Below are 23,950 nucleotides of genomic sequence, written 5' to 3'. Positions count from 1 at the left end.
TAATACTTTGCAGAGGATCTCTCTCATCTACTTTACTTTGTGGTACTTGAGCACAACCGGCCAGTACCAATAAACATAAAAAAGTAAAACTATGCTTTAACATCTAACGTCCTTAAGGTATTAATGTATCAATTTGAAGTTGGTAGTCACTTACACTTTCACGCTTTAACGACTGTGAATGACCTTCTAGCTCACCAGAACTTGGCATAACCGAGTCATCTATAGAAATACGCGCCGAAATAATAATATTTTCGGCACTCGATAAGTTAAGCCCTGCAACCATTGCACTACTATCACTCAACTCGACTGTAATTGGAAATGAATATTTAGCGAGTTTAACAGCAGCTAATGGCATAGGTGAGCCAGTTGCAGCTTTTGCAAATATAAATAAAATACCGTTTTTTGGTTGTTTATCAATAAGCTCTTTTGCAATGTCGACAGTAACTGCAATAGCACCCGTTGTAGTAGTAACTGGCATAACTGAGCCTTCCGTTTGCATTTGCTGCTCTATATCAGCAATACGCTCAGAGATCATGCTATAACGAGAATCATTTTTTCCCATACTTGCCAATAAAACTTCAAATGCAGTTTTAGCTTGCGGCCAATCTTTACGCTCATACGCTATAAGCGCGAGTAACGAAATAGCATCTAAATTGGTAGGCTCAACTTTTAGTACTTTTGAGAGCATACCTGCCGCACGGGTCATATTAGCTTCGCTGCCTTCTAGTAATAAAACTTGGCTGTAACTAATAAGTACCTGCATATTATCAGGATTCATACGTAGTGCTTTATCAAATGACTGCTGCGCCATGTCAAATTCATTAAGCGACATAGCAACTCGTCCAAGTAGCATCCAAGCGACTTCATCATCACCCGAACGGCTAAGCTTAGTACGAAGCGCCAATGCAAAAGCCTGCAGCTCATTTTGACTAAGCGGCTCACCTTTTTGCATTACAGCACGCTCACCGTAATCCGCTAAATTATCCATTGCATCATGCCAAGCCGAAATTTGCTGCTGACTACCTGTAAAGCTATAAAAAATCCCCGTTAGTGCAAGAACAAATGCACCGCCTGTTAAAGCAAAAATACGATTATTACCTTTGCTATTAAGTGACTTTTCTGGCGATAATTCGTTCAATAAACGACGTTTTAATTCAACAATTGATTCTGTGTGATTGACGCTATCAATGCGTTGATTATCTAAATCGGTTTGTAAATCAACTAAACGCTGCTCATAAATACTAATTAGCTCCGCATTGGCATTATGAGTAATTGTTTTAACGTGCTCTTTTTTTAAAAAAGGCAACATCACAAACGCAAGAGCAACCAGTGTGAGTAAAGCAAAACACGCCCACATTAAAATCATTTAACTTTGCTCCTGACGTTTATTTTGTTCAATTAGCTTAGCTAGCAGCATTTCGTCGTCACTGCTCCAGGTTTGTTTTACTGATGCTTTTCGCTGGCGAATAACAATAAAACCAAAGCCGACTATGACAATTAATACAGGTAATACCCAAAGTACTAAAGTCGCGGGTGTAACTGGTGGGTCGTAATGAACAAAATAGCCAAAGCGGTCAATCATGTAATCAATCACTTCGTCTTTGCTCTTACCTTCTTTAACCAATACGAGTACTTTATCGCGTAAGTCTTTAGCAACAACAGCGTCGGAGTCCGCAATATTTTGATTTTGACACTTAGGACAACGCAGCTCTTTAGTTAGCTCTTCAAACAATATTGCTTGTTTGTTGTTATCAAATTGATAGCGGTCTTGCTCTGCAAACGCACTGATGCTTACAAAAATGCTAAGCGTAAGTAGTAACCATTTCATTATTTAAGCTCCTGCATAATTGGCGCAAATTTAGCTCGCCATACTCGCGGGTTTATATCGCCCGTGTGATGCAACAAAATAGTGCCGTTTTTATCGACTAAAAATGTTTCAGGCGCACCCGACACGCCTAAATCCAACGACAAAGTACGATGTAAATCCAAGATATTAAATTGATATGGGTCACCCGCACGTTGCAGCATATCGCTCACTTCTGTGCGAAGTGATTGCATATCAAAAGGGCCATCAAAATCAGCATCGTAACCTTGTACGTAATAAAGCCCAATAATTTTAACACCTTGCTCACGTAACTTAGTTAAATAGCCAAGCTCAACTAAACATGTAGGACACCAAGTGCCCCATACATTTAGTAAGTAAACCTCGCCTTTTAAAGACTCGTTAGTCCATGGCTTATTGTCTTGCATTAAATCAGGTAGATTAAATGCTGGCATTTCTTGGCCTAATCGCCCCGTTTGAATTTCACGAGGGTTAGCAAAAAGACCTTGGTATAAAAATACACACACAAAAACAAACACTAAAAGCGGCGCAATAGCTAAAATTTTACGGTTCATAAAACACTCTCCGATGCAGCCCTACGCGCTGTTTTAGCTGATGTGCGGTAGCGTTTATCAAATAAAATCATAAATCCAGCGAGGGAAATAAGCACACCACCAATCCACATCCAACGAACAAACGGTTTGTGATAAATGCGAAGTGACCATGCGCCTTGGCTTAACTGCTCACCTAACGCTAAATATAAATCACGTGTAAAGCCTGCATCTATTGCCGCCTCGGTCATAAACTGCATACCAATATCATACTTACGTTTTTCGGCGTGTAAGCGTGTTACTAGTTCATTATTTTTAAGCACAGATACAACACCAGCATGACCGCTATAGTTTGGTCCGCGAATAGTTTTAACACCATCAAAGCGGTATTCATATTGATTAAGCTGGACTGTATCGCCTTGTTTCATAGATACATCACGCTCAACTGAATACGCCGATGTAAGCGTTACACCCGCAATAACAAATGCAATACCAATATGCCCAAGCACCATAGCCCAGTAACTTACACCTAAGCGTTTTAAACCTTCTTTTAAGGTGCTATGCACTGCGGCTTTAGTGTAAATATCGATCCCGGTTGATATTGCAATCCAAACCGCAAGCGTAGTAGCTAATAGCGTAAGTGGTTTTACTAAGTCGTAACTTGAAAACAACCAAGCGCAGGTAATAACAACACTTGCTAATACGCCCATTAATATTTTGTTTTGTAAGAAAGCCCATTTATTTTGCTTCCAGCGTAAAAATGGTCCTATTCCCATCAAAATAGCAAACGGCACTAAAATTATTGCAAACATTTTATTAAAAAACGGTTCGCCAATAGAAATACTGCCTAGGCCCATCTCTTTATGCACCATAGGTAATAGCGTACCCAGCAATACGATTAATGTAGCAACCACTAAAAATATATTATTGAGCCATAACGCCACTTCGCGAGATACAAGCTTGTATCGTCCTTCACTGTGAACTTGTGACACACGCAGTGCATATAACGCCAAGCCACCGCCTACAACAATGCCTAAGAAGGCAAGTATAAATAAGCCACGATCAGGGTCTGTTGCAAAAGCGTGTACCGATACAATAATACCCGAGCGTACAATAAAGGTTCCCAAAAGGCTTAATGAAAACGCTGCGATAGCTAGTAACACAGTCCACGATTTAAACACACCGCGTTTTTCAGTCACGCTTAAAGAGTGTAATAATGCAGTTGCAACAAGCCATGGCATAAGCGAGGCGTTTTCAACCGGATCCCAAAACCACCAGCCGCCCCAGCCAAGCTCTGAATATGCCCACCAGCTACCAATTGTGATTCCTAGAGTTAAAAAGCCCCATGCAGTCATTGTCCATGGACGTGACCACTTAGCCCATGTGTTATCAAGCTTACCGGTTAATAACGCAGCAATAGCAAAAGAAAAAGCAACCGATAGCCCTACATAACCCATGTACAGTAATGGCGGGTGAATAATCATACCCGGATCTTGAAGTAACGGATTTAAATCACGCCCCTCTACCGGAAAATAAGGAAGTAGGCGCTCAAACGGGCTTGAAAGTAGCAAGGTGTACATCATAAAACCGACACCTAAAAAGCCAAGCACACCCAATACGCGAGCACGTAACACCCAAGGGAGTGATTTAGAGCGTGCAGCAACTACTGCAGTCCAACCCGCTTGCATTACAAGCCACAGTAAAATAGCGCCTTCATGGCCGCCCCATGTAGAGGTGATTTTGTAATACCAAGGCAGCGTGCTACTTGAATGATATGCTACGTACGATACGGTAAAATCATCCGTTACACTGGCGTAAATAAGTGCTGCAAAAGAGATTAAAACAAAAGCGAATTGCCCAATTGCTAAAGAGGGAGCTGCACGCATTAATCGAAGATTACCGGTATGCGCGCCCCAAAGAGGAAAAATACACAGTAAAACGCTTAATACCATAGCAAGCGTTAAAGAAAAATAACCAATTTCTGGGATCATAGCTAATTACCACTATCTAAGTTGTATTTTGGTTTTTCGTGCTTAATACCTTTAACTGCCTCTGCAACTTCTGCTGGCATATATTCTTCGTCATGCTTTGCTAGCACTTCAAATGCTTCAATAACGTTAGGTTCGATTAATACGCCCTGCGCTACAATGCCTTGCCCTTCACGAAACAAGTCTGGCAATATACCTTGATAACGCACGGTCACTAATGGACCTGTATCTATTAGCTTAAAGCTTACTTGTAAGCTCTGTTCATTACGCTCAACGGTGCCTGGTACAACCATGCCGCCAATACGTAACTTTTGGCCAATAAAAGGCTTTTCTTTATTAGGCCCTTTGCCATCAATAAGTTCGCTTGGCGTATAAAAAAGATTAATGTTTTCTTGAAGTGCATAAAGCACTAAACCAATTGATCCACCAATACCAAACAGCACGGCAATAATTACCAATAGGCGCTTTTTACGTCTTGGATTCATGAGACTTGTTCCTGTTTAGCTTTTTTAATTCGCGCTTCGCGTATTATTTGCTGTTCTACTGAAGCCATAATACGTTTGGTATCTCTTAAAGAGCTCACTAAAATACCGAGTAAAATAAGTGCGCATGTACCAAAAGAAAGCCATATATAAAACCCATAGCCCCCCATTGAAATAAAATCAGAAAAAGAGTCAAACTGCATAATTACCCCTTATTTAACAACGAGCGTACCCACGGTCGGTGCTTTTCGCGTTGTAAAATTTCATTTTTAAGACGAATTAAAGTCACTGTTCCTACAAAAGCAGCAAAGGCTAAAATATTAACCATAAGTGGCCAAAACATACTTGGGTCTATTGCTTTTGTGTCTAATTTTGTAATGCTTGCGCCTTGGTGTAGCGTATTCCACCACTCAACTGAGTAATGAATAATAGGTAAGTTGATTACGCCCACAATCGCTAAAATAGAAGCCGCACGCCCTGCTGACTTCTTATCTTCAAATGCATGGTAAAGCGAAAGCACGCCAAGATATAAAAATAATAAAATAAGTTCAGACGTTAAACGCGCATCCCATACCCACCAAGCACCCCACATAGGCTTACCCCATGCAGCGCCAGTAATAAGCGCTATAGCTGTAATACAAGCACCAACAGGCGCTATAGCAATAACGGCAAGTTCGGCATTTCGTAGTTGCCATACAAGTGCAACAACAGCTGCAATAGCCATTGATGAGTAAGCGCCCATAGATAAAATGGCGGAAGGAACATGAATAAAAATGATACGGTAGCTGTCTTTTTGCTGGTAATCGGCAGGTGCAAAACCAAGCCCCCATACCCAACCAACAATCATACTAACTACAGTAACTACGGCAAAATAAGGCAGTAACGTATTGCATAATTGATATGCACGCTCCGCTTTAGCATAGGGATGTAACCACTTCCACATTAACTTACACTCACTTTTAAAGCTGACGATATGGCAATTGGTGCGCTAATAATAGCAATAAGTAACATTGCACCAAGGATAGCAAGCTGTCCACTATAATCCAGTGACATGGTACTGGTATCGATAGCCGACGTTGCAAAAATTAAAACTGGAATATACAAAGGCAGTACGAGTAAACTCATCAAAATTCCCCCTTTTTGTAATCCTACAGTAAGCCCAGCGCCAATTGCGCCGATAAAGCTCAATAGCGGTGTGCCTAATAATAATGTTAAAACGGTCGCTTTTAGCGCCGAACTTTCTAGATTCAATAACAATGCAAACAACGGTGTCATTAATACAAGCGGTAAACCTGTTACCACCCAGTGAGCAGCCACTTTAGCAAGCACCGTTAGCGATAACGGATAAGATGATGCAATTAATTGCTCCAATGAGCCATCGTTAAAATCATCTCTAAACAACTTATCCAAGCCCAACATAGTAGAAAGTAACGCGGCGACCCAAATAATTCCCGGTGCCATTCTCGCCAGTAGACCGGGCTCAGGCCCTATTGCTAACGGAAACAATGAGATTACAATTAAGAAAAATAAAATAGGGTTTACAATTTCTGCACGCTGACGAAACGCAAGCTTTATATCTTTGGTAAATACCGCACTAAATAGTAACCAATATGAGTGTTGACGAGTCATTAGTGACGATACTCCAATGTAACCGTTTGTAAGTTACTAAAGTGGGTCGTTAAATCTTGGTGGGTCGTTAATAAGATAGCACCACCGCTTTGTAAGTGCTCAGTAAATCGTTGTTGTAAAAAGGCGACACCACTTTTATCAAGCGCAGTAAATGGCTCATCAAGCACCCATAGTTTAGCATCACTTAACCATAGTCTTACTAAAGCAACACGTCGCTGTTGCCCAGCAGATAACATCCTAACAGGCACATCTTCAAGTCCAACAAGGCCTAGTTTCGCTAAAATAGGGTATAAATCAGGCTCGCTATAGCCATTAATTTGCAACCAATGGCTAACATTTTCCACTGCACTAAGCTGAGTGTTTACACCCGTTTTATGACCTATAAACAATAGCTCTCTGGCATACTCTTCATAGTACTTAGATATCGGCAATTCTTGGTATAATATAGCCCCTTCATCAGGCGCAGAAAAGCCTGCGATAATACGCAATAACGATGTTTTTCCAGCCCCGTTAGGGCCTGCTAATTGCATGATTTGACCGTTATTAAGGCTAAAATTAAGATCCGCAAACAAACAACGATCTTGCTTGATGCAGGTGACGGACTTAATGTGTAACAAGATGACGATTCTCTCTGCCAAAAATTAGGCGTTAGTCTACCATAATGATAGGGTAATACGAATATTGCTTTAAAATCGATTCACTTAAAATAGAGAAAACTTGATTTAAAATAATGAATACGCCAACGCAAATCACATTATCTAATTCATTGGTTATCAATCAATCGAGCAATGCTCAAACGAATGAATTATCGCAATTACCTGATGAGGTGCTTGCCGCTAAAAATATACAATTTTCGAAAGATTCGATTACGCTTGATGTATTTATTGATAAGCATTGGCAAACATTAAGGCTTGGCACGACTAACACACCTCAAAACTTACAAAAAATAGCCAGTGCTAACATACAGCTCAGCCCTGATGGCAAAAAGCTCAACATTATACCAAACAGTACAACCCTCACCTTAAGTCAACCAACTCAGTTACAGCGTTTATTAAATTATGTAAGCACAGGCACTGAGGTAGAAAGTAAGCCAATGGATGTCCAGGTTGTTTTATCGCCTACTCCCAAATTAGTCATTGATAAACTCAACGCCAGTATTGCAATAAATAAAGACGTAGCGCAGCTACTTATAACCGAGCAATCTTTAAAAGTAATTGTAAGCACTAACAATAAAGGCGCACAGCTAAATATTATTAACAGCTTTGCTGATACAGTTCATTCGCAACCACTGAGTCAAACAAGACTGACTAAATTACTCGCAGCGCTGCTACCTAATGCACAACTGCAAGCAACACCAAAACTGGCCATTTTAACTCATCCACAAAAGTCGGGGTCGTTTACAACGCCTATAAATAATAAACAAGTTAGTGAACTACCCAGCACGACAATTAAGGTAAACTTAGTAAACCAGGCTGATAAATTGTTTATTAAAACCGATACTAGCAACATAAAAGTGATGCTTAATAACTCCTTCTCGAAACCATTTAACGAGTTGCTTTTAGCTCAAAAAAATAATGCACCTGAAGTAGCCGTTTCTGCGAGTAATATTAAAGTAAATCCATTACTTACTACTGATAGCCCAATAAAATCGTGGCTACAAAATAGCTTGAGTGACTTAAGAACACGAATTAATGATGCGGTAAAATATTTTGAAAGTAAGCCTTTTACGACACAAAATAAGTCAGAGTTTACAGCTGCCAATTCATCCGCCGCCTTACAAAAAAACACCAAAGTTGTACCACTAGACAGAGTTAACATTACCCAAAGTTCAAGTGTTCAGATATCAAAAAATACAAGTAATATTTTGACCGAGCACTTTTCTAGACTCCCGCCGCTTGTGCAACTAACTCAGCTTATGAAAGGAAGTGTTAGTGTTTGGCAATCATCTTCAAACATAACAACCAACACGCCAACAACAAATAACATTACTCAAAATACAGTAGCTAGCTCTACACCAAGTGATTTAAAAGTAAACCAATTAAACATCCTAAATGCGAGTACTAACAGTAAAACTGACACGTTAATTAAGACTACAAATGAAACAGTTACTAAAAATATTATCTCATTAGCAGAGCCGTTATCTAATACAGGCTCTCGTAGTCAAATGCTTCAACCAATAGAAGCAAAGCTATTAACTATATTATTAAAGCTTCCTGACACCACCGCCCCTACAGATAAAATGGCTAGCAATAAACAACTTTTAAGTAATCAGATCACTGATATTACAAATAAAGTAACAAAAGAAACACCCGATTTAACTCGGTTAATCAACCAAGCATTTAATCGTATGGTCTCAAGTAATAACACACACCCTGCGACCATACAGCGTGAAATACTTGCTACTTTACAACCGTCTCATCTAACGGGGGACATTCTGCAAAGTAGTTTCACTAAAGGGCTTGAACAAGTAGCTGTGAGTATTTTAGCCGCCCCTATAATTAGCCAGTCAGTAACACCTATCAGTTTTAATAATCAAACTGGCTTAGATGCACTTTTGCAAGTACTTATACCTACTTTTAAAACGGGTAACACTGGAGCAAAAATGCTTGAGCAACTCCAACAGGCTCAAGTTCAAGCTTTGGCTAGCGAAATTGTACAAGTTAAAAATACACTTACCCAAGTGAATATTTCAACACCAAATCAACAACCAGAGACAAACCCGCTTGCACAATTTTTATTACCCATGAGATTGCCACCTGAAGCAGCACAAACAGAAATAACACTGGGGCAATATAAAAAGCCAAACGCAGATAAATTAGGAGATAAAAATGTATGGTTTGTAAGGCTAAACTTTGATTATGCCCAACTTGGGCAGCTACAAATTACTGCTGAATTAATGGATAAAGCACTTGATTGCCAGCTATTAGCCTCAAGCCAAGAAGTAAGCGCTATTGCTCATCCTCACCTAGATAATTTAAGATCAAAACTAGCCAAACATGGTTTGCAAGTTGGTGAACTTAATTTAAAACGAGGAGATGCTAACAATCAGGCATTTTATAAATCTCATGCAATTATTAATATTAAGGTTTAGCTATGAGTGATACACCTATTAATAAATCAGCCATTGGACTTTTATACGAAGCTGGCAACACCCCCACTGTAAGTGTGAAGGGGTTTGGTGAGTTAGCTGATGAAATAATAGCAGCGGCTAAACTAAAAGGAATTATGATCCACGAAGATGCTGCACTTGCTAAAACGTTGTCGCATTTAGAGTTAGGAGAAGAGATCCCAAAAGAACTTTATTATGTAATTGCAGAACTCATTGCATTTTCGTATGTATTAAGGGGTCAATTCCCGCCAGGTTGGCAAGACTTTCAAGGTAAGTTGAATATTAAAGCATGAGATTATTTATACGCTGATAACTAAAAAGGCGCTAAGCGCCTTTTTGTTTATGCAATGAAAAGAGTAATTCAGCCTCAGCGCGAGGTAATTCACACTCGCGTATTACCTCCTCTAAATCAGCCCCTAACTCAACCATTTTAACAGCACGCGAATAAATTTTGGCATCTGGATCATCATACTTTTGAGCCGCTTGTTGTTGAACTAATTCTTGATGCTGCTGTTCAACATCAAGTACACGCTTACCTATACTCAACAAGCCTGTTCGTAATTCAGAAACCTCACTTCGCAAAATATGAGTTTGTTCGGAGGTATCTTTAAGCTGCTGCATGACAAAATTCAGCTCACTCGTTTGTTTATTTTTCAATGCAAAAACTAACGCTAACGATATTAGACCTATCGCCAGCGCAGCTATTGAAATACTAAGTAACAGCATATTTTTATTGGTAAAGCTTATAAATCGCTTAACTCATCCCATTCATCATCACTGAGTAACTTGTTTAAATCGACTAAAATAAGTAACTCATTATCACGATTACAAACACCTTGGATAAATTTAGCACTCTCTTCAGTACCGACATTAGGTGCACTGTCAATTTCTGAACTGCGTAAATATACAACTTCAGAAACACTATCGGCTAAAATACCAATAACTTGCTCTTCAGCTTCTATTATTAAAATACGAGAGTTATCGGTTGCATCAGCGGCGTCTAAACCAAAACGAGCACGCGTATCAATAACTGTTACTACGTTACCCCGTAAATTAATAATACCAATTACATAAGAAGGAGCACCTGGTACTGGAGCTATTTCAGTGTAACGTAATATCTCTTGGACTTGCATTACGTTTACGCCATAAGTTTCTTCTTCTAACTTAAAGGTAACCCACTGTAATATTTCGTCATTGTCTGCATTTTTATTTGCTGACAGTAATTTATCTTGATTCATGCTGTTACTCCGTAATGGTCATTATTACTGACGACTATCTAAGCCTTTCTCTAATAGCGCATTTAAATTATCTACATCAATTAAAGCACACATTTTCTTTTTAATAACTCCAGCAAGCCATGGGCGCTTACTTTGATCTGTACGCCATTTTACATCTTCTTTACTCAATGTAATGTTATTTATTAACTTTTCAGCTAATAACCCCCATTGGCTGTCACCTAACGTTATTAAATATTGATAGTTAAGTGACGCTTCTAGTTTTTCGTCATACTTCTCAGGCATCACCCAATGCGCTGTATCAACAACATTAAGTTTTTCATCTCTATTAAGCATAACGCCTTTGAACCATTTTGGCTTACCAAATAAGTGATTTACTTCACCTAACTGATGAATCCCACCTAACGCTTTTAATGGTACAGCCAAAGTCAAACCCGCAACTTCAAAAAATAATGCTTGAAACTCACCGTCAAAATAATCTTCTTGGCTTTTTGTTACTGCTCTTTGTTCCGGCTCTACTGATAAATGTGAGCTTGTCTCTACAACTAAATCAGCTTTAACTGGCTCTGGCTCATTAGTAATATCTAATGGTTTTAGCTCTTCTGTTTGCAGATCTTGAGCAAATATTTTTTCCGCTGCTTTTAATTGTTCATTAGGCTTTAAATGTACTTGCCCTTTTTGCTGTTCACTCGGTATTTGTTCAAGCAGTTTTGCCACAGGTTCAAGGTTATCTGTAGGCTCGTCATCACGTAATAACGCACCTAAATATTGAGTCATTACTTTTTCATTAGCAAATAATTGCTTACTCATTCATTAACCTTGCTCTATTAAATAGTCTAATAATGCTTTATATGCAAAAACACCACGGGAACGAGGACAAAACTCTATTGGCACTTTTTGTGCCAAACTCGCATCTCTAAATTTTGTATCAACAGGAATAACACCTGGCCACACTTTATCTTTATAGGTTTCTTGTAAAGTTTTATATGCTTCCAACGATGCTTTAGTGCGTTTATCATACATAGTAGGAATTATAGTATATTGATAACTTTTCGCTTGAGAGCTTTGCATTAATTCCATAGTCCGCATCATCCTATCAAGCCCTTTCAGGGCCAAAAATTCGGTTTGTACGGGAACTAAAATACGCTCACTCGCAGCTAATGCATTAACCATTAAAACCCCCAAAACCGGCGGGCAATCAAGTATTGCATAGTCATAATATTCACTAATTTTAGCAAGCGTTTTCTTTAGTATTAAACCCATGCCTGTTTTATTACCCATACTTCTATCAAGTGTAGCTATTGCCATAGTAGCGGGTAAAATATCAAGATTCTCAAGAGTTGACGGGCAAAGTGCTTGCAATATTTCTTCACTTTGCATACTTGTTCCGCGAGCAAAAATATCGTACACGCTGACTTCTAAATCTTCAGAGTCGATACCAAAATAATAAGTTAGTGATGCATGGGGATCTGTATCAATAAGCAATACACGTTTGCCCTGTAACGCTAAAATACCGGCTAGGCTAACTGCCGTTGTTGTTTTACCGACCCCGCCTTTTTGATTCGCAACAGTCCAAATCTTCACATTACATCCTAATTGCTATTAATTTCGCGTCGTTATTCGGATCCCACCATGAGGTAAACGAATTATTTTTATTGTATTATCGTCTGATGGTAGTTCCACTTCAGGCTCTGTCTGTACTGCTATATTTTTTTGCTCTAACGATGGACTATCTTTAGGTGGTAAACCATACTTAGAAAGAGCGATTACAACCTTACGGTTTTCAGCTCGACCTTTCTCTGTGTTATTATCAGCAAAAGGAGAATACTGGCCATAACCTTCTATTGCCATTCGTGCAGAATTAATACCCAACGCTTCAAGCTCGACTAAAATTGAGGTGGATCTTGCAACTGAAAGCTCCCAGTTTGAACGAAATATTTCGTTACTAATAACCTCATTATCTGTATAACCGCGCACTCTAATGTAGTTATCGACTGGATCAATAATATCTTTGACAATTTTTACGACTTGCTTAGCACGCGAATGAGCAACTGAACTACCACTAGAAAATAACATTCCTGAACTCAACTCTATAATGAGCCAATCTTGATTCAATTCAAGACTCGCTTCTCCATCACGAATTTCATCAATGAGTGCTGATTGAAGTTTAGTTAACAAGCTATCTAATGGTTTTCCTAAATATTTTTGTTTAATGTTACTTGTGTCACTTTGACCATCTAATAACTCAGGGCCTTGTTCCTTTTTTTGAATACTTTCGCCATACAACACCTCTTGTTCCGGCGTTACTCTGTCGGTTAAGACCCCACTCCCATTAACACCATCACCAACTTGTGAATGTTGGCGTGCAGATTTATCAAAAACATGCTCGAGCGAATCCGATAATATTTGAAATTTTTCTTCCTTATCTATAGCAATAGCGTACATAACCACAAAAAAGGCAAACATTATCGTCATATAATCTGCATAAGACACAAGCCAACGCTCAGTATGCTGACTTTTAGAGGAAGTGTGACGTAAACGTCGACGTAGCATAATCGTTATTTATCCACTAAATTAGGGCGTTCTACACGATAAGCTTCTAACTTTAATTCAATATTAACAGGGCTTTCGCCTAAACTGATTGCAATAACACCTTCAGCTAACAGTTCGTGATACAACATTTTTTGTTCAACACGTTGTTTTAGTTTATTTGCCATCGGTAAAAATAGTAAATTAGCTAAACCGACACCATAAATAGTGGCTATAAATGCTGTCGCGACACCAGCACCCAGCTTTTGCGGATCGGTAATAAATGACATAGCCTGAATAAGACCAAGCACTGCGCCCAAAATCCCTATTGTTGGGCTATACCCGCCCATAGCTTCATAAACGCGTCCTGCCTCTAATAAACGGTCGCGTTCTAATAATAAATCAATTTCAAGTGTATCGCGCAGCTTTTGCTCAGAGCAACCATCAACAAGTAAGCTAAGACCTTTAGCTGCATATTGATCGGGATGAGTTAAGGCCTCATTTTCAAGTGCTAAGTAGCCTTCTTGTCGTGCTTTGTGAGACCATTGTTTAACTTGTTCGATCGCTTCGTCTACATCATGCTTTGGCGAAATAAAAACCCAGTGGCTTATTTTTAGCATTTTTTAAAAGTACTAGATGATGTTTGCAACATCACAGCGCCAAGCGTACCACCAACTACGATTATAAGTGCTGGTCCATTGAATAACGCAGAGACAACACCGCCTTCTAAAGAATAACCTATCGCTATAGCGCCTAACGCAATAAATAAACCTAATATAGAAAGCTTATCCACAACCAATCTCTTTTTTAATCCTTAGAGCTATATCATCTAGAGCAAGACTTTCACTTGCTAAGCCAGCACTTGCAACCGCCTGTGGCATACCGTAAACAACACAACTTTTTTCGTCTTGTGCCCAAATAGTGGCGCCAGTCTGCTTCAACATTCGAGCACCATCACGCCCATCAGCCCCCATACCAGTAAGAACAATAGCCAGTACGTCACCTTGACAAGCTTTTGCAACGCTTGCAAAAGTCACATCAACACTTGGTTTATATGTTATTCGCTCACTGTTATCTTCAAATACGCGCAATGTTTTTGAAGACCCACGCCCCTCAACCATCATTTGTTGGCCACCTGGAGCCAAGTATGCAGTCCCTGGTTGTAATCGATCCCCTTGTTGAGCTTCCTTTACTTTTATCTGGCATAAACCATTTAAACGCGAAGCAAATGCAGGTGTGAATGCGGCAGGCATATGCTGAATTAATAATATAGGATGCGGGAAATTTGCTGGTAATTGAGTTAATATTGTTTGTAATGCAACGGGTCCGCCAGTCGATGTACCAATAGCAACAAGTTGATATTTTTTACCACTAGCATGAACGGAGGCATTAGAATTCGTACGTTGAAAGCTTCTATCTGGCTGCTTTAACGTTGCCGTGTTCGTTAATGAACTTGGAGTCGCTAATGGCATACTTTGCGGTTTAGCTGGTGTTATGGGCTTGAATGTACGGGGAACCCTTCTTCGACCAATTTCTTTCACTTTAGCTTGTAAAAGCTTTATTGCATCTTCATTGTTACGTGCAATATCTTCGAATTTTTTCGGTAAAAAATCCATTGCTCCGGCATCTAATGCATCAAGCGTTGCCGTTGCACCATCTCGAGTTAGTGAAGAAAACATTAAAATTGGTGTCGGATTACTCGACATTATTTCTTTAACTGCGCTAATACCGTCAAGCACAGGCATTTCTACATCCATTGTAATCATGTCAGGGCGTAGTTCAGCTGTTTTTTCAACAGCTTCTCTGCCATTCACAGCAAAACCTATTACTTTTATATCGCTGTCTTGCTCAAGTATTTCGCTCACTCTGCGGCGAAAAAAGCTAGAATCATCAACAACTAAAACTTTAACGGCCATTTAGCTCTCTTATTAAATTGAAGTGTAGGGCACTTTTACAGTGCACCTACTTTATTTATTATCAGCCCGCGTAATGTTTTAACATATTTGGTACATCTAAAATCAGTGCAATACCACCATCGGAAGTAATTGTAGCACCAGCCATACCGGGTGTTCCTTGTAATAAAGCATCAAGAGGTTTTATTACAACTTCCTCTTGCCCTATTAACGAATCTACGACAAAGCCTACTTGTTGTGTACCAATTTGGACAATAACTACATGACCATGTGCTTTACGCTGAGAGCGGTCAGCGCCTTTAACTAGCCAATGCTCAAGATAAAACAATGGAATTGCTTTTTTGCGCACAATAATTGTCAATTGACTATCAACAACATTCGTTTTAGTTAAATCGAGGTGGAATATTTCGCTAACACCCGCAAGTGGTAATGCAAATGTTTGCTCTCCAACAACAACCATTAAGGTCGGCAAGATAGCGAGAGTTAATGGTACTTTTATCTCTAAAGTAGTCCCAACACCTAACTCTGACTGAATACTTACTGAGCCATTAAGTTGGGTAATTTTGGTTTTAACTACATCCATACCAACGCCACGACCTGAAATATCCGAAATCTCTTCTTTTGTTGAAAAACCAGGTGCAAAAATTAAATTATATGCTTCAGTATCAGAAAGCCGGCTTGCTTGGTCGTGATCAAGAACACCTTTACTAATCGCTATTTTTTTCAGCTTCTCAGCATCCATACCAGCACCATCATCTTTAATGGTAAGTAAAATATGATCGCCTTGCTGAGATGCTGATAACGTAACAGTACCTGTTCTTGGTTTTCCAGCAGCCTCACGAAAATCTGGCATTTCAATACCGTGATCAACAGAGTTACGCACTAAATGCACTAAAGGGTCGGCTAATGCCTCAACCAAATTTTTATCTAAATCAGTCTCTTCACCAACTAATAATAGATTAATGTCTTTATTTAAGCTGCGTGCTAAATCACGAACAACTCGAGGAAATCGGCCAAACACTTTTTTAATTGGTTGCATGCGGGTTTGCATAACCGCACCTTGAATATCAGCAGTAACAACATCTAAGTTAGATATAGCTTTACCCATTGCTTCGCTTTCAGAATTCGTAGCCAAGCTAACTAAGCGGTTACGAACAAGTACCAATTCACCGACCATATTCATAATTTGATCTAAGCGTTTAGTGTCAACACGCACTGTCGTTTCAGCAGTTGGTGCAGTAGCCTTTTTTGGAGCTGCAGCAACTGTTTTTTCAGCAGGTTTTGCAGGTACTGGTTTTGATGCTTCAACTTTTGGTACTGGGGCTGCTTTGGGCTTAGGAACAGCTTGTTTTGCGGCTGGTTTTTCAGCAATCGCAGGAGTGCTTTCTAAAGATTTAGGTGCAGTTCCCTTACCATGAAGTTCATCTAACAGTGATTCAAATTCATCATCACTGATATCATCGTTCGATGAATCTGTATTGTTAGTCGAAGGCGATGGCTTTTGTACATCAGGTGTAACATTACTTTCTTGCGCTGCAACAGAGCCGAAACTGCCAACACCATGAAGCTCGTCTAGTAAATTATCAAACTCATCGTCTGTAATATCACCATTCAAATCATGACTATTTGTGGGGGCTTTTACTGCCGATTCTTGGCTTGTACCATGTAATTCATCAAGTAGGTTTTCAAACTCATCCTCTGTAATTTCATCAATTTGAGAGTCAGTTTCAGATGAAGTTGGGCCACTAAACAGCTCATCAAAAGCAAAAGGGTCCGCACCATCAGTACTGGGAGTTTGTGCTTCAGCGGCTTCTTGAGGCTGTTCTACAACAACTTCAGGAGAAGTACCTGATAACTCGTCTTCTGTGGGGAGACCTAACTTATGTAAAACTTCAAGTAGTTGAGGATCCGCAGGTTCTGGTTTATCACGATTTTGAATCGTCGCAAACATTTCATTGATAGTATCAAGTGCTTGTAAGATAACATCCATTAGCTCAGAATTAACAGAACGAACGCCCTGCCTTAACAAGTCGAATACATTTTCTGCGCCGTGACATGCGTCAACAAGCTCAGTCATAGCTAAGAATCCAGCACCGCCTTTTACGGTATGAAAGCCTCTAAATATAGCATTTAGCAACTCGGTATCTTCTGGATTGTTTTCCAGTTCAACTAACTGTTCAGATAAAAGCTCAAGGATTTCTCCTGCTTCTACAAGAAAGTCTTGTAAAATATCTTCATCGACTTCAAACATGCAGTTACTCTCCTCTTAGAAGCCCAAACTTGATAAAAGATCATCGACTTCATCTTGATCAGACACAACATCATTACGTGATTCTTTATCAATAATAGGCCCTTCAGGACCTGCTAATGTTTCTGGGTCAACTGGGTCATCTATTTTTTGTGGTTTTTGGGTGACTGCTTTACTGATATCTTGTTCAGAAAAAGCAGTTAAAAGATGAAGTAAGCTTTCTTCAACTTCCCTAACAAGTTCTATAATTCGGCGAATTACTTGACCTGTCAAATCTTGATAATCTTGGGCCATTAATATGTTAGTCATGAAGCTTTGTAACTCATCAGTTTTATGATGAGAACTGCTCATGAATTTATCAATGCTGTGGCACAGTACTTTAAATTCACCGAGTTCAATTTCACGACTCATTAGACGGTCCCATGTCGGTTTGATATGGGATATTTCATCCGCTAACTGTTGTGCTATCGGTAAACTCGCCTCAACCGCATCCATGGTTTTATTTGCAGCATTTTCTGTCATCTCAATGACATAATTAAGCCGTTTTTTAGCATCAGGTATAGCGTCTTTAGTGAGATCTGTTAGGCGCGTGTCTAGCTCAAAGCCTTTTAAAGCTTCATGTAGTTGACGCGTCAACTTTCCCACTTCGTCAAATATTTCTGACTGCTCTTTAGATGCAGTATCTAAAATTAGTTGATCAGCTTTATCATGTTCGCCATTTTCTAAAAAAGTGACGAGCTGACGAGCTTGTTCTAACGTTATCCGAGGCGCAGCAGGTGCTGGCATAAGCCTTTCCCCTATTATTAACCTAAGCGTTCGAACACTTTTTCTAATTTAGTTTTTAATGTGCCAGCTGTAAATGGTTTTACAATATAGCCATTAACACCAGCTTGAGCCGCTGCTATTATTTGTTCTTTTTTAGCTTCAGCTGTCACCATTAAAACAGGAAGGTGTTTTAATTTATCGTCAGCCCTTATCGCTCTCAAAAGATCAATACCTTGCATTCCTGGCATGTTCCAATCTGTTACCACAAAATCAAAAACTTGATTTTGTAACATGGGTAAGGCTGTAGAGCCGTCATCCGCTTCTTGGACGTTGGTAAAGCCTAAGTCGCGCAATAGATTTTTAATAATACGTCTCATTGTCGAAAAATCATCAACAACAAGAATTTTCATGTTTTTATCCAAAACATCCTCCAGTGAGGTCTTAACCTGTATTTACTTACTACTAGTTTATCCAGTCATTGATTTTTGCTTTTAGCTTAATCATCGCCTGACCATGTATCTGACTTACACGCGATTCACTTACATCGAGTATATGTCCAATTTCTTTTAAATTCATTTCATCGTTATAGTACAAAGAAAGTACCATTGCGTCTCGCTCTGGTAATGACTTGATAGCATTTAATAATGATTCATTAAATCGTTCATTTTTAACGTTATTAAACGGTTTGTCTAGCGTTAAATCTTGGCCCGCCGTGGTAATAACATCTTCATCGACCCCGAGGTCTTCGATGCCTAACACTTTACTTGTGTTTACATCGTTTAAAATATGATGGTACTCATTTAACGAAATTTCAAGTTTTTCAGCAACTTCTATATCGGTTGGTTCACGATTTAAGCTACTTTCTAATCCAGCAATCGTCTCGGCTACAAGACGGCTTTTTCTATGAACCGACCGAGGAGCCCAGTCACCACGGCGCATTTCATCAAGCATGGCACCGCGAATTCGTATTCCCGCGAACGTTTCAAAACTTGCGCCTTTGGTTGCATCAAAGTTTTTTGATGCTTCAATTAGGCCTATCATACCCGACTGAATTAGGTCATCGAGTTGGACACTTGGAGGCAAACGAGCAATTAAATGGCATGCCACTTTTTTGACTAGCGATGCATGTTTTTCAACAATCACATTTAAATTTTGTGTTGATTGATATCCCATAGCTCTATTTACCAATGTTGTCATAATTAGCCGTTAACTAGCTTCTCAATAAAAAATTCTAAATGTCCTGAAGGTTGGTTAGGTATAGGCCATTTCACTGCTCTTGTCGCCAGTGCTTTAAAGGCAACTGAAGCAGGAGAACTAGGAAAAAGTTCTACAATCACTTTTTGACGGCGAGTTGCCTTACGCATATTTTCGTCATAAGGGATTGTTGCAACCAACTCCATTGACACATCTAAAAATCGGTCCGTTACTTTTGAAAGTTTTGCAAATAACTCATGACCTTCACGCATACTACGAACCATATTAGCTACAATTTTGAATTTATACACCCCATGCTCACGACTTAACACTTTAATAAGTGCATAAGCATCTGTGATTGAAGTCGGTTCGTCGCACACTACAACCATTACATCTTGAGCAGCACGAGAAAAACTCAGTACCATATCTGAAATACCCGCAGCGGTATCTACAATTAAGATATCAAATTCGGTATTTAATTCGCTAAAAGCGCGTATAAGGCCTGCATGTTCAGACGGTGATAATTCCACCATACTCTGAGAACCAGAGGTCGCTGGTACAATTTTAATTCCTGCAGGACCTTCAACTAAAATCTCATCGAGTTCACACTCACCAGAAAGTACATGTGATAAATTACGTTCAACCCGTAATCCGAGCATCACATCACAGTTCGCTAGACCTAAGTCGGCATCAAGTACTAAAACTCGATTACCTTGCTGGCCTAATGCTATTGCCGTGTTAAGTGAAACATTTGTTTTACCTACACCACCCTTGCCACCAGTAACAGCGATAACTTTTACGCCGTTGTTATTGTTTTGACTCATTTTGCGCAGGCCGCTTGCTTGATCTAATACTGTGTTAATCATACATCCCTACTGTGCTCGACGCCACTGCTTGGTGTCGTGAATGTTGTGCTTTTATTCTTTTCAAATACAATTGCTCAGCTTTTTTTACTAGTTTTTCTGCATTTGCAACACGAATGTCTTCTGGAACTCGTTGACCATTAGTAAGATACCCTATTGGAAGGCGATTTTGAATCGCAATACTAATAATCTCACCTAAACTTAAAGATTCATCCAACTTGGTGAAAATACAACCACTTAACTGCACTTTTTTGAAGTGTCGTACTGTTTCTTGCAAGACATTTATTTGCGCTGTTGCACTTAATACTAAATAACTACGAATATCAACACGTTGATTGCGCATAAGCGTATTCAATTGCTCTGTTAAACGTAAGTCTCGTTGACTCATACCTGCTGTATCAATTAATACTAGACGTTTATTTCGTAAATGGTATAAAACTTCAGCTAATTCATTAGCATCTTTAACCTGCTTTACTCCACAACCGATAATTCGACCGTATGTTGCAAGTTGCTCATAAGCACCAATTCTGTATGTATCGGTGGTTATTAGCGCCACTTTATCTGCACCGTATTTCTGTGCGCCTAAAGCAGCTAACTTTGCAACTGTTGTCGTTTTCCCCACACCAGTTGGGCCTACCAATGCGTAAACACCACCTTGACGTAGTATTTCATTATTCGTAGTTTGCATCTGGTCTTCGACCATTGTTAACAAAGCCTTCCAACCTTGTTGGCGAGATACGTCATCAGGTACAAAACACGCCATTTGTTCTGCAACTTCTTTATCGATTCCCATACCAACTAAACGGTCAATCATACAAGCACGTGTGGGGTCACGGCGTGCCATATCTTGTTGCATTAAACCTGACACTTGGTGCTCTAGCAATTGACGAATAGCGTTCATTTCTTCACGCATTGACGTCATTTCTTCACTTTCATTATTTTTAACGTGCGCTTGAGGTGTTACAGGGCTATCTAGATCATCAAAATCACGATCTAGGTCATCAAAACCTAAACTATCGGCTTGGGTCTGTGGACGTGTTGGTGCAATATCTTCGCGAGCAAACATATTCGCTGAGCGAGGTTTGACAACGGGCTCTTGATAATTATCGGTCGTTTCAATACCCGATTGAGAAAACATTGATGCTAATTCAGGTGAACGTGGGCGAGGAGATTGACGCTCTAGTAAAGCTTCTAAACTATCTGCAACCCTAGCTTGGGGAGCCGCTTTAGGGCGTTGTGGCTCTGGCTTTACAAAATTATGTATACTGTGTGATTGTGCTGAGTCATCCGCACGCGCTAAAGTATTTTGCGGCTGTGCAGCTGATTTAGGGGCCGCTTTTTCATAATCAACTGCGGCTACAATCTCAACGCCATTAGCCAGCTTTTTGTTAGACATAATAACCGCATCAACACCAAGTTCATCTTTCACTTCTTTAAGTGCTGTACGCATATCTTTAGCAAAAAAACGTTTAATTTTCATTATTCAACCCCTTTAAAATCTTATTGTTGGCCTACAGAGCTGACAATTTTTATCTGTCTTTCGTCTGGCACCTCTTGATAAGACATCACCCTTAATCCTGGTATGGTGTACTTAACAAAACGAGATAACACAGTACGTAACATTCCTGACGTTAACAGTATTGAAGGTTCACCGGCCATTTCTTGATTTTGATGCGCTTCATTCAATGACACTTGAAGTCGCTCTGCAAGTCCTGGCTCTATACCGGCACCTTCATCGCCTGCATTTTGCAATGACTGATGCAACATCTGTTCCAACTCAGGCGCCAAGGTTATGACAGGTATTTCAGATGACATTCCAACCGCATCTTGAACAATTAATCTACGCAGAGAAATACGCACTGCAGCCGTTAATACATCAGGGTCTTGGCTACGAGGACCATACTCAACAAGGGTTTGTACAATTGATCGCATATCGCGAATAGCCACCCCTTCGTTCAATAAGTTCTGTAGTACTTTTACAATAGCGGTTAACGGCAATACATCAGGGACAAGTCCTTCAACCAAACGAGGATGACTCTTTCCAAGCATATCAAGTAAGTTTTGAACTTCTTCATGCCCTAGTAACAACGCTGCGCTGTTAGTTAACAACTGACTAATATGAGTTGCAACCACTGTGGCAGAATCAACAACGGTATAGCCTAAAGATTGAGCTTCGTCTTTTTGATCAGGTTTAATCCAAACCGCGTCTAATCCAAATGCAGGATCTTTAGTTTCAATTCCTTTTATTGGACCAAATACTTGCCCTGGGTTAATAGCCAGCTCATCACCATGCTTAAGCTCCCCCTCACCAGTAGATACTCCCATTAGCGTTATTCTGTAAGCATTAGGGTCTAGTTCTAAATTATCGCGAATATGAACAGGAGGAACTAAAAATCCAAGCTCTTGAGAAAGCTTTTACGCACTCCTTTAATCCGGTTGAGTAGTTCACCACCTTGTGATTGATCAACCAGCGGAATTAATCTATACCCTACTTCTAATCCTATTACATCAACTTGCTGAACATCATCCCAACCAAGCTCTTTTTGCTCTTGTTTATTCGCAACACCTGTCGCGGTGCTTCCGCCATTTGCAGCCTCTTCAGCTTCGGCTGCAGCAGCTTTGATTTTACTTTGCTGCGTGTAATAGGCTAAGTAACCAAGTAGTGCGCCTAAACTCAAAAAAGCAAAATGCGGCATACCAGGGACTAACCCCATGATGATCAAAATACCTGAAGCAATAAAGAGTGACTTTTCGTTACCAAGTTGTTTCTTGAATTGGTCACCCATATTAAGCGACTCATTTTGACGTGTTACTACAATTGCCGTGCCAATTGAGAGCAATAATGATGGAAGCTGAGCAACCAAACCGTCACCAATGGTTAGAAGTGTATATACTTCCATTGCATGGCTAAAACTTAAGTTATGCTGGATCATCCCAACAAATAAGCCACCTACAATATTAATAATTAAAATAACGATACCGGCTATTGCATCGCCTTTTACAAACTTACTCGCACCATCCATTGAACCGTAAAAATCGGCTTCGCGAGTTACTTCCTCGCGACGGTCACGCGCTTGCTCAGCACTAATAAAGCCGGCATTTAAATCGGCATCTATTGCCATTTGTTTACCTGGCATTGCATCAAGGGTGAAACGTGCAGATACCTCAGAAATACGTCCAGCACCCTTTGTTATTACTACAAAGTTGATAATGATAAGAATTAAAAATACAACTAAACCAACTGCATAGTTACCACCAATTACAACTGAGCCAAATGCTTCAATGACCTTACCTGCAGCATCACCACCGTTGTGACCCTCAAGTAACACAACTCGAGTACTAGCAACGTTGAGCGCTAAGCGCATAATCGTAGCGATAAGTAATACAGCGGGGAACATACCAAATTCAACTGGTTTCATCGTGTAAACAGTCACGAGTAATACAACTAATGCGAGCGCAATATTAAACGAAAAAAGGATGTCGAGTAAAAATGGCGGTAATGGTAAAATCACCATTCCCAGTGCAGCAAGCACAAGCAAAGGAGTCCCTACTCCTTTGGCATATTCTTTTTTGTCTCTATTAAGTTGTTGTAATACCGCTTTAAAACTCATAATTCTACAAT

General features: G+C 39.8%; 23 protein-coding genes and 2 pseudogenes. 2 read left to right on the top strand and 23 right to left on the bottom strand.

The window, feature by feature from the left end; all coding sequences use genetic code 11:
* Window positions 1-112: 112 nt before the first annotated feature.
* Genes ccmI through ccmA form a run of 9 tightly spaced genes read right to left on the bottom strand, consistent with a single transcriptional unit; the run spans window position 113 to window position 7,089 of the window.
* Entirely contained in the window at window positions 113-1,366 is a 1,254-nt protein-coding gene (gene ccmI / locus P4S71_RS13855) for a c-type cytochrome biogenesis protein CcmI (RefSeq protein WP_149606238.1), read from the bottom strand.
* Window positions 1,367-1,828, bottom strand: coding sequence for a cytochrome c-type biogenesis protein (locus P4S71_RS13850; protein WP_007377923.1), 462 nt, complete (start codon window positions 1,826-1,828; stop codon window positions 1,367-1,369). It lies immediately after the preceding gene.
* On the bottom strand, window positions 1,828-2,397 hold the full coding sequence (locus P4S71_RS13845; protein WP_007377924.1) for a redoxin family protein: 570 nt from the start codon (window positions 2,395-2,397) through the stop codon (window positions 1,828-1,830). Before P4S71_RS13845 ends, P4S71_RS13850 begins: the two co-directional genes overlap by 1 nt.
* Complete coding sequence (locus P4S71_RS13840) at window positions 2,394-4,364, bottom strand: heme lyase CcmF/NrfE family subunit (protein ID WP_337150852.1); 1,971 nt, start codon at window positions 4,362-4,364, stop codon at window positions 2,394-2,396. The genes P4S71_RS13845 and P4S71_RS13840 overlap by 4 nt, the downstream gene beginning before the upstream one ends.
* Before the next feature lie 2 nt (window positions 4,365-4,366).
* On the bottom strand, window positions 4,367-4,846 hold the full coding sequence (gene ccmE, locus P4S71_RS13835; protein ID WP_007585848.1) for a cytochrome c maturation protein CcmE: 480 nt from the start codon (window positions 4,844-4,846) through the stop codon (window positions 4,367-4,369).
* Window positions 4,843-5,046, bottom strand: coding sequence for a heme exporter protein CcmD (gene ccmD / locus P4S71_RS13830; RefSeq protein ID WP_008136759.1), 204 nt, complete (start codon window positions 5,044-5,046; stop codon window positions 4,843-4,845). The genes ccmE and ccmD overlap by 4 nt, the downstream gene beginning before the upstream one ends.
* A 2-nt stretch (window positions 5,047-5,048) precedes the next feature.
* Window positions 5,049-5,786, bottom strand: coding sequence for a heme ABC transporter permease (locus tag P4S71_RS13825; RefSeq protein WP_007377928.1), 738 nt, complete (start codon window positions 5,784-5,786; stop codon window positions 5,049-5,051).
* Complete coding sequence (gene ccmB, locus P4S71_RS13820) at window positions 5,786-6,472, bottom strand: heme exporter protein CcmB (protein ID WP_008136756.1); 687 nt, start codon at window positions 6,470-6,472, stop codon at window positions 5,786-5,788. The genes P4S71_RS13825 and ccmB overlap by 1 nt, the downstream gene beginning before the upstream one ends.
* On the bottom strand, window positions 6,472-7,089 hold the full coding sequence (ccmA, locus tag P4S71_RS13815; protein ID WP_086007048.1) for a cytochrome c biogenesis heme-transporting ATPase CcmA: 618 nt from the start codon (window positions 7,087-7,089) through the stop codon (window positions 6,472-6,474). The genes ccmB and ccmA overlap by 1 nt, the downstream gene beginning before the upstream one ends.
* 113 nt (window positions 7,090-7,202) lie before the next feature.
* On the opposite strand from ccmA, the gene fliK reads away from it, so the two are divergent.
* Window positions 7,203-9,563 (top strand): flagellar hook-length control protein FliK, encoded by a 2,361-nt coding sequence (gene fliK, locus P4S71_RS13810; protein WP_337150851.1) that lies wholly within the window; start codon window positions 7,203-7,205, stop codon window positions 9,561-9,563.
* A 2-nt stretch (window positions 9,564-9,565) separates the two neighbouring features.
* The gene (locus tag P4S71_RS13805; RefSeq protein ID WP_007377933.1) at window positions 9,566-9,874 is read left to right on the top strand and encodes an EscU/YscU/HrcU family type III secretion system export apparatus switch protein; all 309 of its coding nucleotides are present in this window, start codon (window positions 9,566-9,568) and stop codon (window positions 9,872-9,874) included.
* Between the two features lie 31 nt (window positions 9,875-9,905).
* On the opposite strand, the gene P4S71_RS13800 is transcribed toward P4S71_RS13805, so the two are convergent.
* The 14 genes and pseudogenes from P4S71_RS13800 to flhA all read right to left on the bottom strand — a co-directional run bounded on the left by P4S71_RS13800 (window position 9,906) and on the right by flhA (window position 23,939).
* Complete coding sequence (locus tag P4S71_RS13800; RefSeq protein WP_337119995.1) at window positions 9,906-10,307, bottom strand: DUF2802 domain-containing protein; 402 nt, start codon at window positions 10,305-10,307, stop codon at window positions 9,906-9,908.
* Between the two features lie 17 nt (window positions 10,308-10,324).
* The gene (locus P4S71_RS13795; protein ID WP_007377935.1) at window positions 10,325-10,819 is read right to left on the bottom strand and encodes a chemotaxis protein CheW; all 495 of its coding nucleotides are present in this window, start codon (window positions 10,817-10,819) and stop codon (window positions 10,325-10,327) included.
* A gap of 24 nt (window positions 10,820-10,843) precedes the next feature.
* Complete coding sequence (locus tag P4S71_RS13790; RefSeq protein ID WP_007377936.1) at window positions 10,844-11,626, bottom strand: chemotaxis protein CheW; 783 nt, start codon at window positions 11,624-11,626, stop codon at window positions 10,844-10,846.
* 3 nt (window positions 11,627-11,629) lie between these two features.
* Window positions 11,630-12,400, bottom strand: a complete 771-nt coding sequence (locus tag P4S71_RS13785; protein ID WP_007377937.1) for a ParA family protein — start codon at window positions 12,398-12,400, stop codon at window positions 11,630-11,632.
* An 18-nt stretch (window positions 12,401-12,418) separates the two neighbouring features.
* Window positions 12,419-13,369: a flagellar motor protein MotB gene (locus tag P4S71_RS13780; RefSeq protein ID WP_033015910.1), complete on the bottom strand. Its 951-nt coding sequence runs from the start codon at window positions 13,367-13,369 to the stop codon at window positions 12,419-12,421.
* Window positions 13,370-13,374: 5 nt separating this feature from the next.
* A pseudogene (locus tag P4S71_RS13775) lies at window positions 13,375-14,138 on the bottom strand (flagellar motor protein).
* Window positions 14,131-15,261 (bottom strand): protein-glutamate methylesterase/protein-glutamine glutaminase, encoded by a 1,131-nt coding sequence (locus P4S71_RS13770; RefSeq protein ID WP_337150850.1) that lies wholly within the window; start codon window positions 15,259-15,261, stop codon window positions 14,131-14,133. Before P4S71_RS13770 ends, P4S71_RS13775 begins: the two are co-directional and overlap by 8 nt.
* A 61-nt stretch (window positions 15,262-15,322) precedes the next feature.
* Window positions 15,323-17,509 carry a chemotaxis protein CheA gene (locus P4S71_RS13765; RefSeq protein ID WP_337150849.1) on the bottom strand — a complete coding sequence of 729 codons (2,187 nt, stop codon included), beginning with the start codon at window positions 17,507-17,509 and terminating at the stop codon, window positions 15,323-15,325.
* Between the two features lie 15 nt (window positions 17,510-17,524).
* Window positions 17,525-18,292 carry a protein phosphatase CheZ gene (locus P4S71_RS13760; protein WP_096792650.1) on the bottom strand — a complete coding sequence of 256 codons (768 nt, stop codon included), beginning with the start codon at window positions 18,290-18,292 and terminating at the stop codon, window positions 17,525-17,527.
* 17 nt (window positions 18,293-18,309) lie between these two features.
* Window positions 18,310-18,693, bottom strand: a complete 384-nt coding sequence (cheY, locus tag P4S71_RS13755; protein WP_007377943.1) for a chemotaxis response regulator CheY — start codon at window positions 18,691-18,693, stop codon at window positions 18,310-18,312.
* A 40-nt stretch (window positions 18,694-18,733) separates the two neighbouring features.
* Complete coding sequence (locus P4S71_RS13750; protein ID WP_033015920.1) at window positions 18,734-19,444, bottom strand: RNA polymerase sigma factor FliA; 711 nt, start codon at window positions 19,442-19,444, stop codon at window positions 18,734-18,736.
* A 26-nt stretch (window positions 19,445-19,470) separates the two neighbouring features.
* On the bottom strand, window positions 19,471-20,331 hold the full coding sequence (locus P4S71_RS13745; protein ID WP_007377945.1) for a MinD/ParA family ATP-binding protein: 861 nt from the start codon (window positions 20,329-20,331) through the stop codon (window positions 19,471-19,473).
* Window positions 20,324-21,808 (bottom strand): flagellar biosynthesis protein FlhF, encoded by a 1,485-nt coding sequence (flhF, locus tag P4S71_RS13740; protein ID WP_337150848.1) that lies wholly within the window; start codon window positions 21,806-21,808, stop codon window positions 20,324-20,326. The genes P4S71_RS13745 and flhF overlap by 8 nt, the downstream gene beginning before the upstream one ends.
* Before the next feature lie 20 nt (window positions 21,809-21,828).
* Window positions 21,829-23,939 (bottom strand): annotated as a pseudogene (flhA, locus tag P4S71_RS13735) (flagellar biosynthesis protein FlhA).
* Window positions 23,940-23,950: the final 11 nt, after the last annotated feature.

The organism is Pseudoalteromonas sp. B62 (assembly GCF_037162565.1).
In the GTDB taxonomy this organism is placed as follows: domain Bacteria; phylum Pseudomonadota; class Gammaproteobacteria; order Enterobacterales; family Alteromonadaceae; genus Pseudoalteromonas; species Pseudoalteromonas fuliginea.
This window is presented reverse-complemented; position numbering and strand designations above follow the sequence as displayed.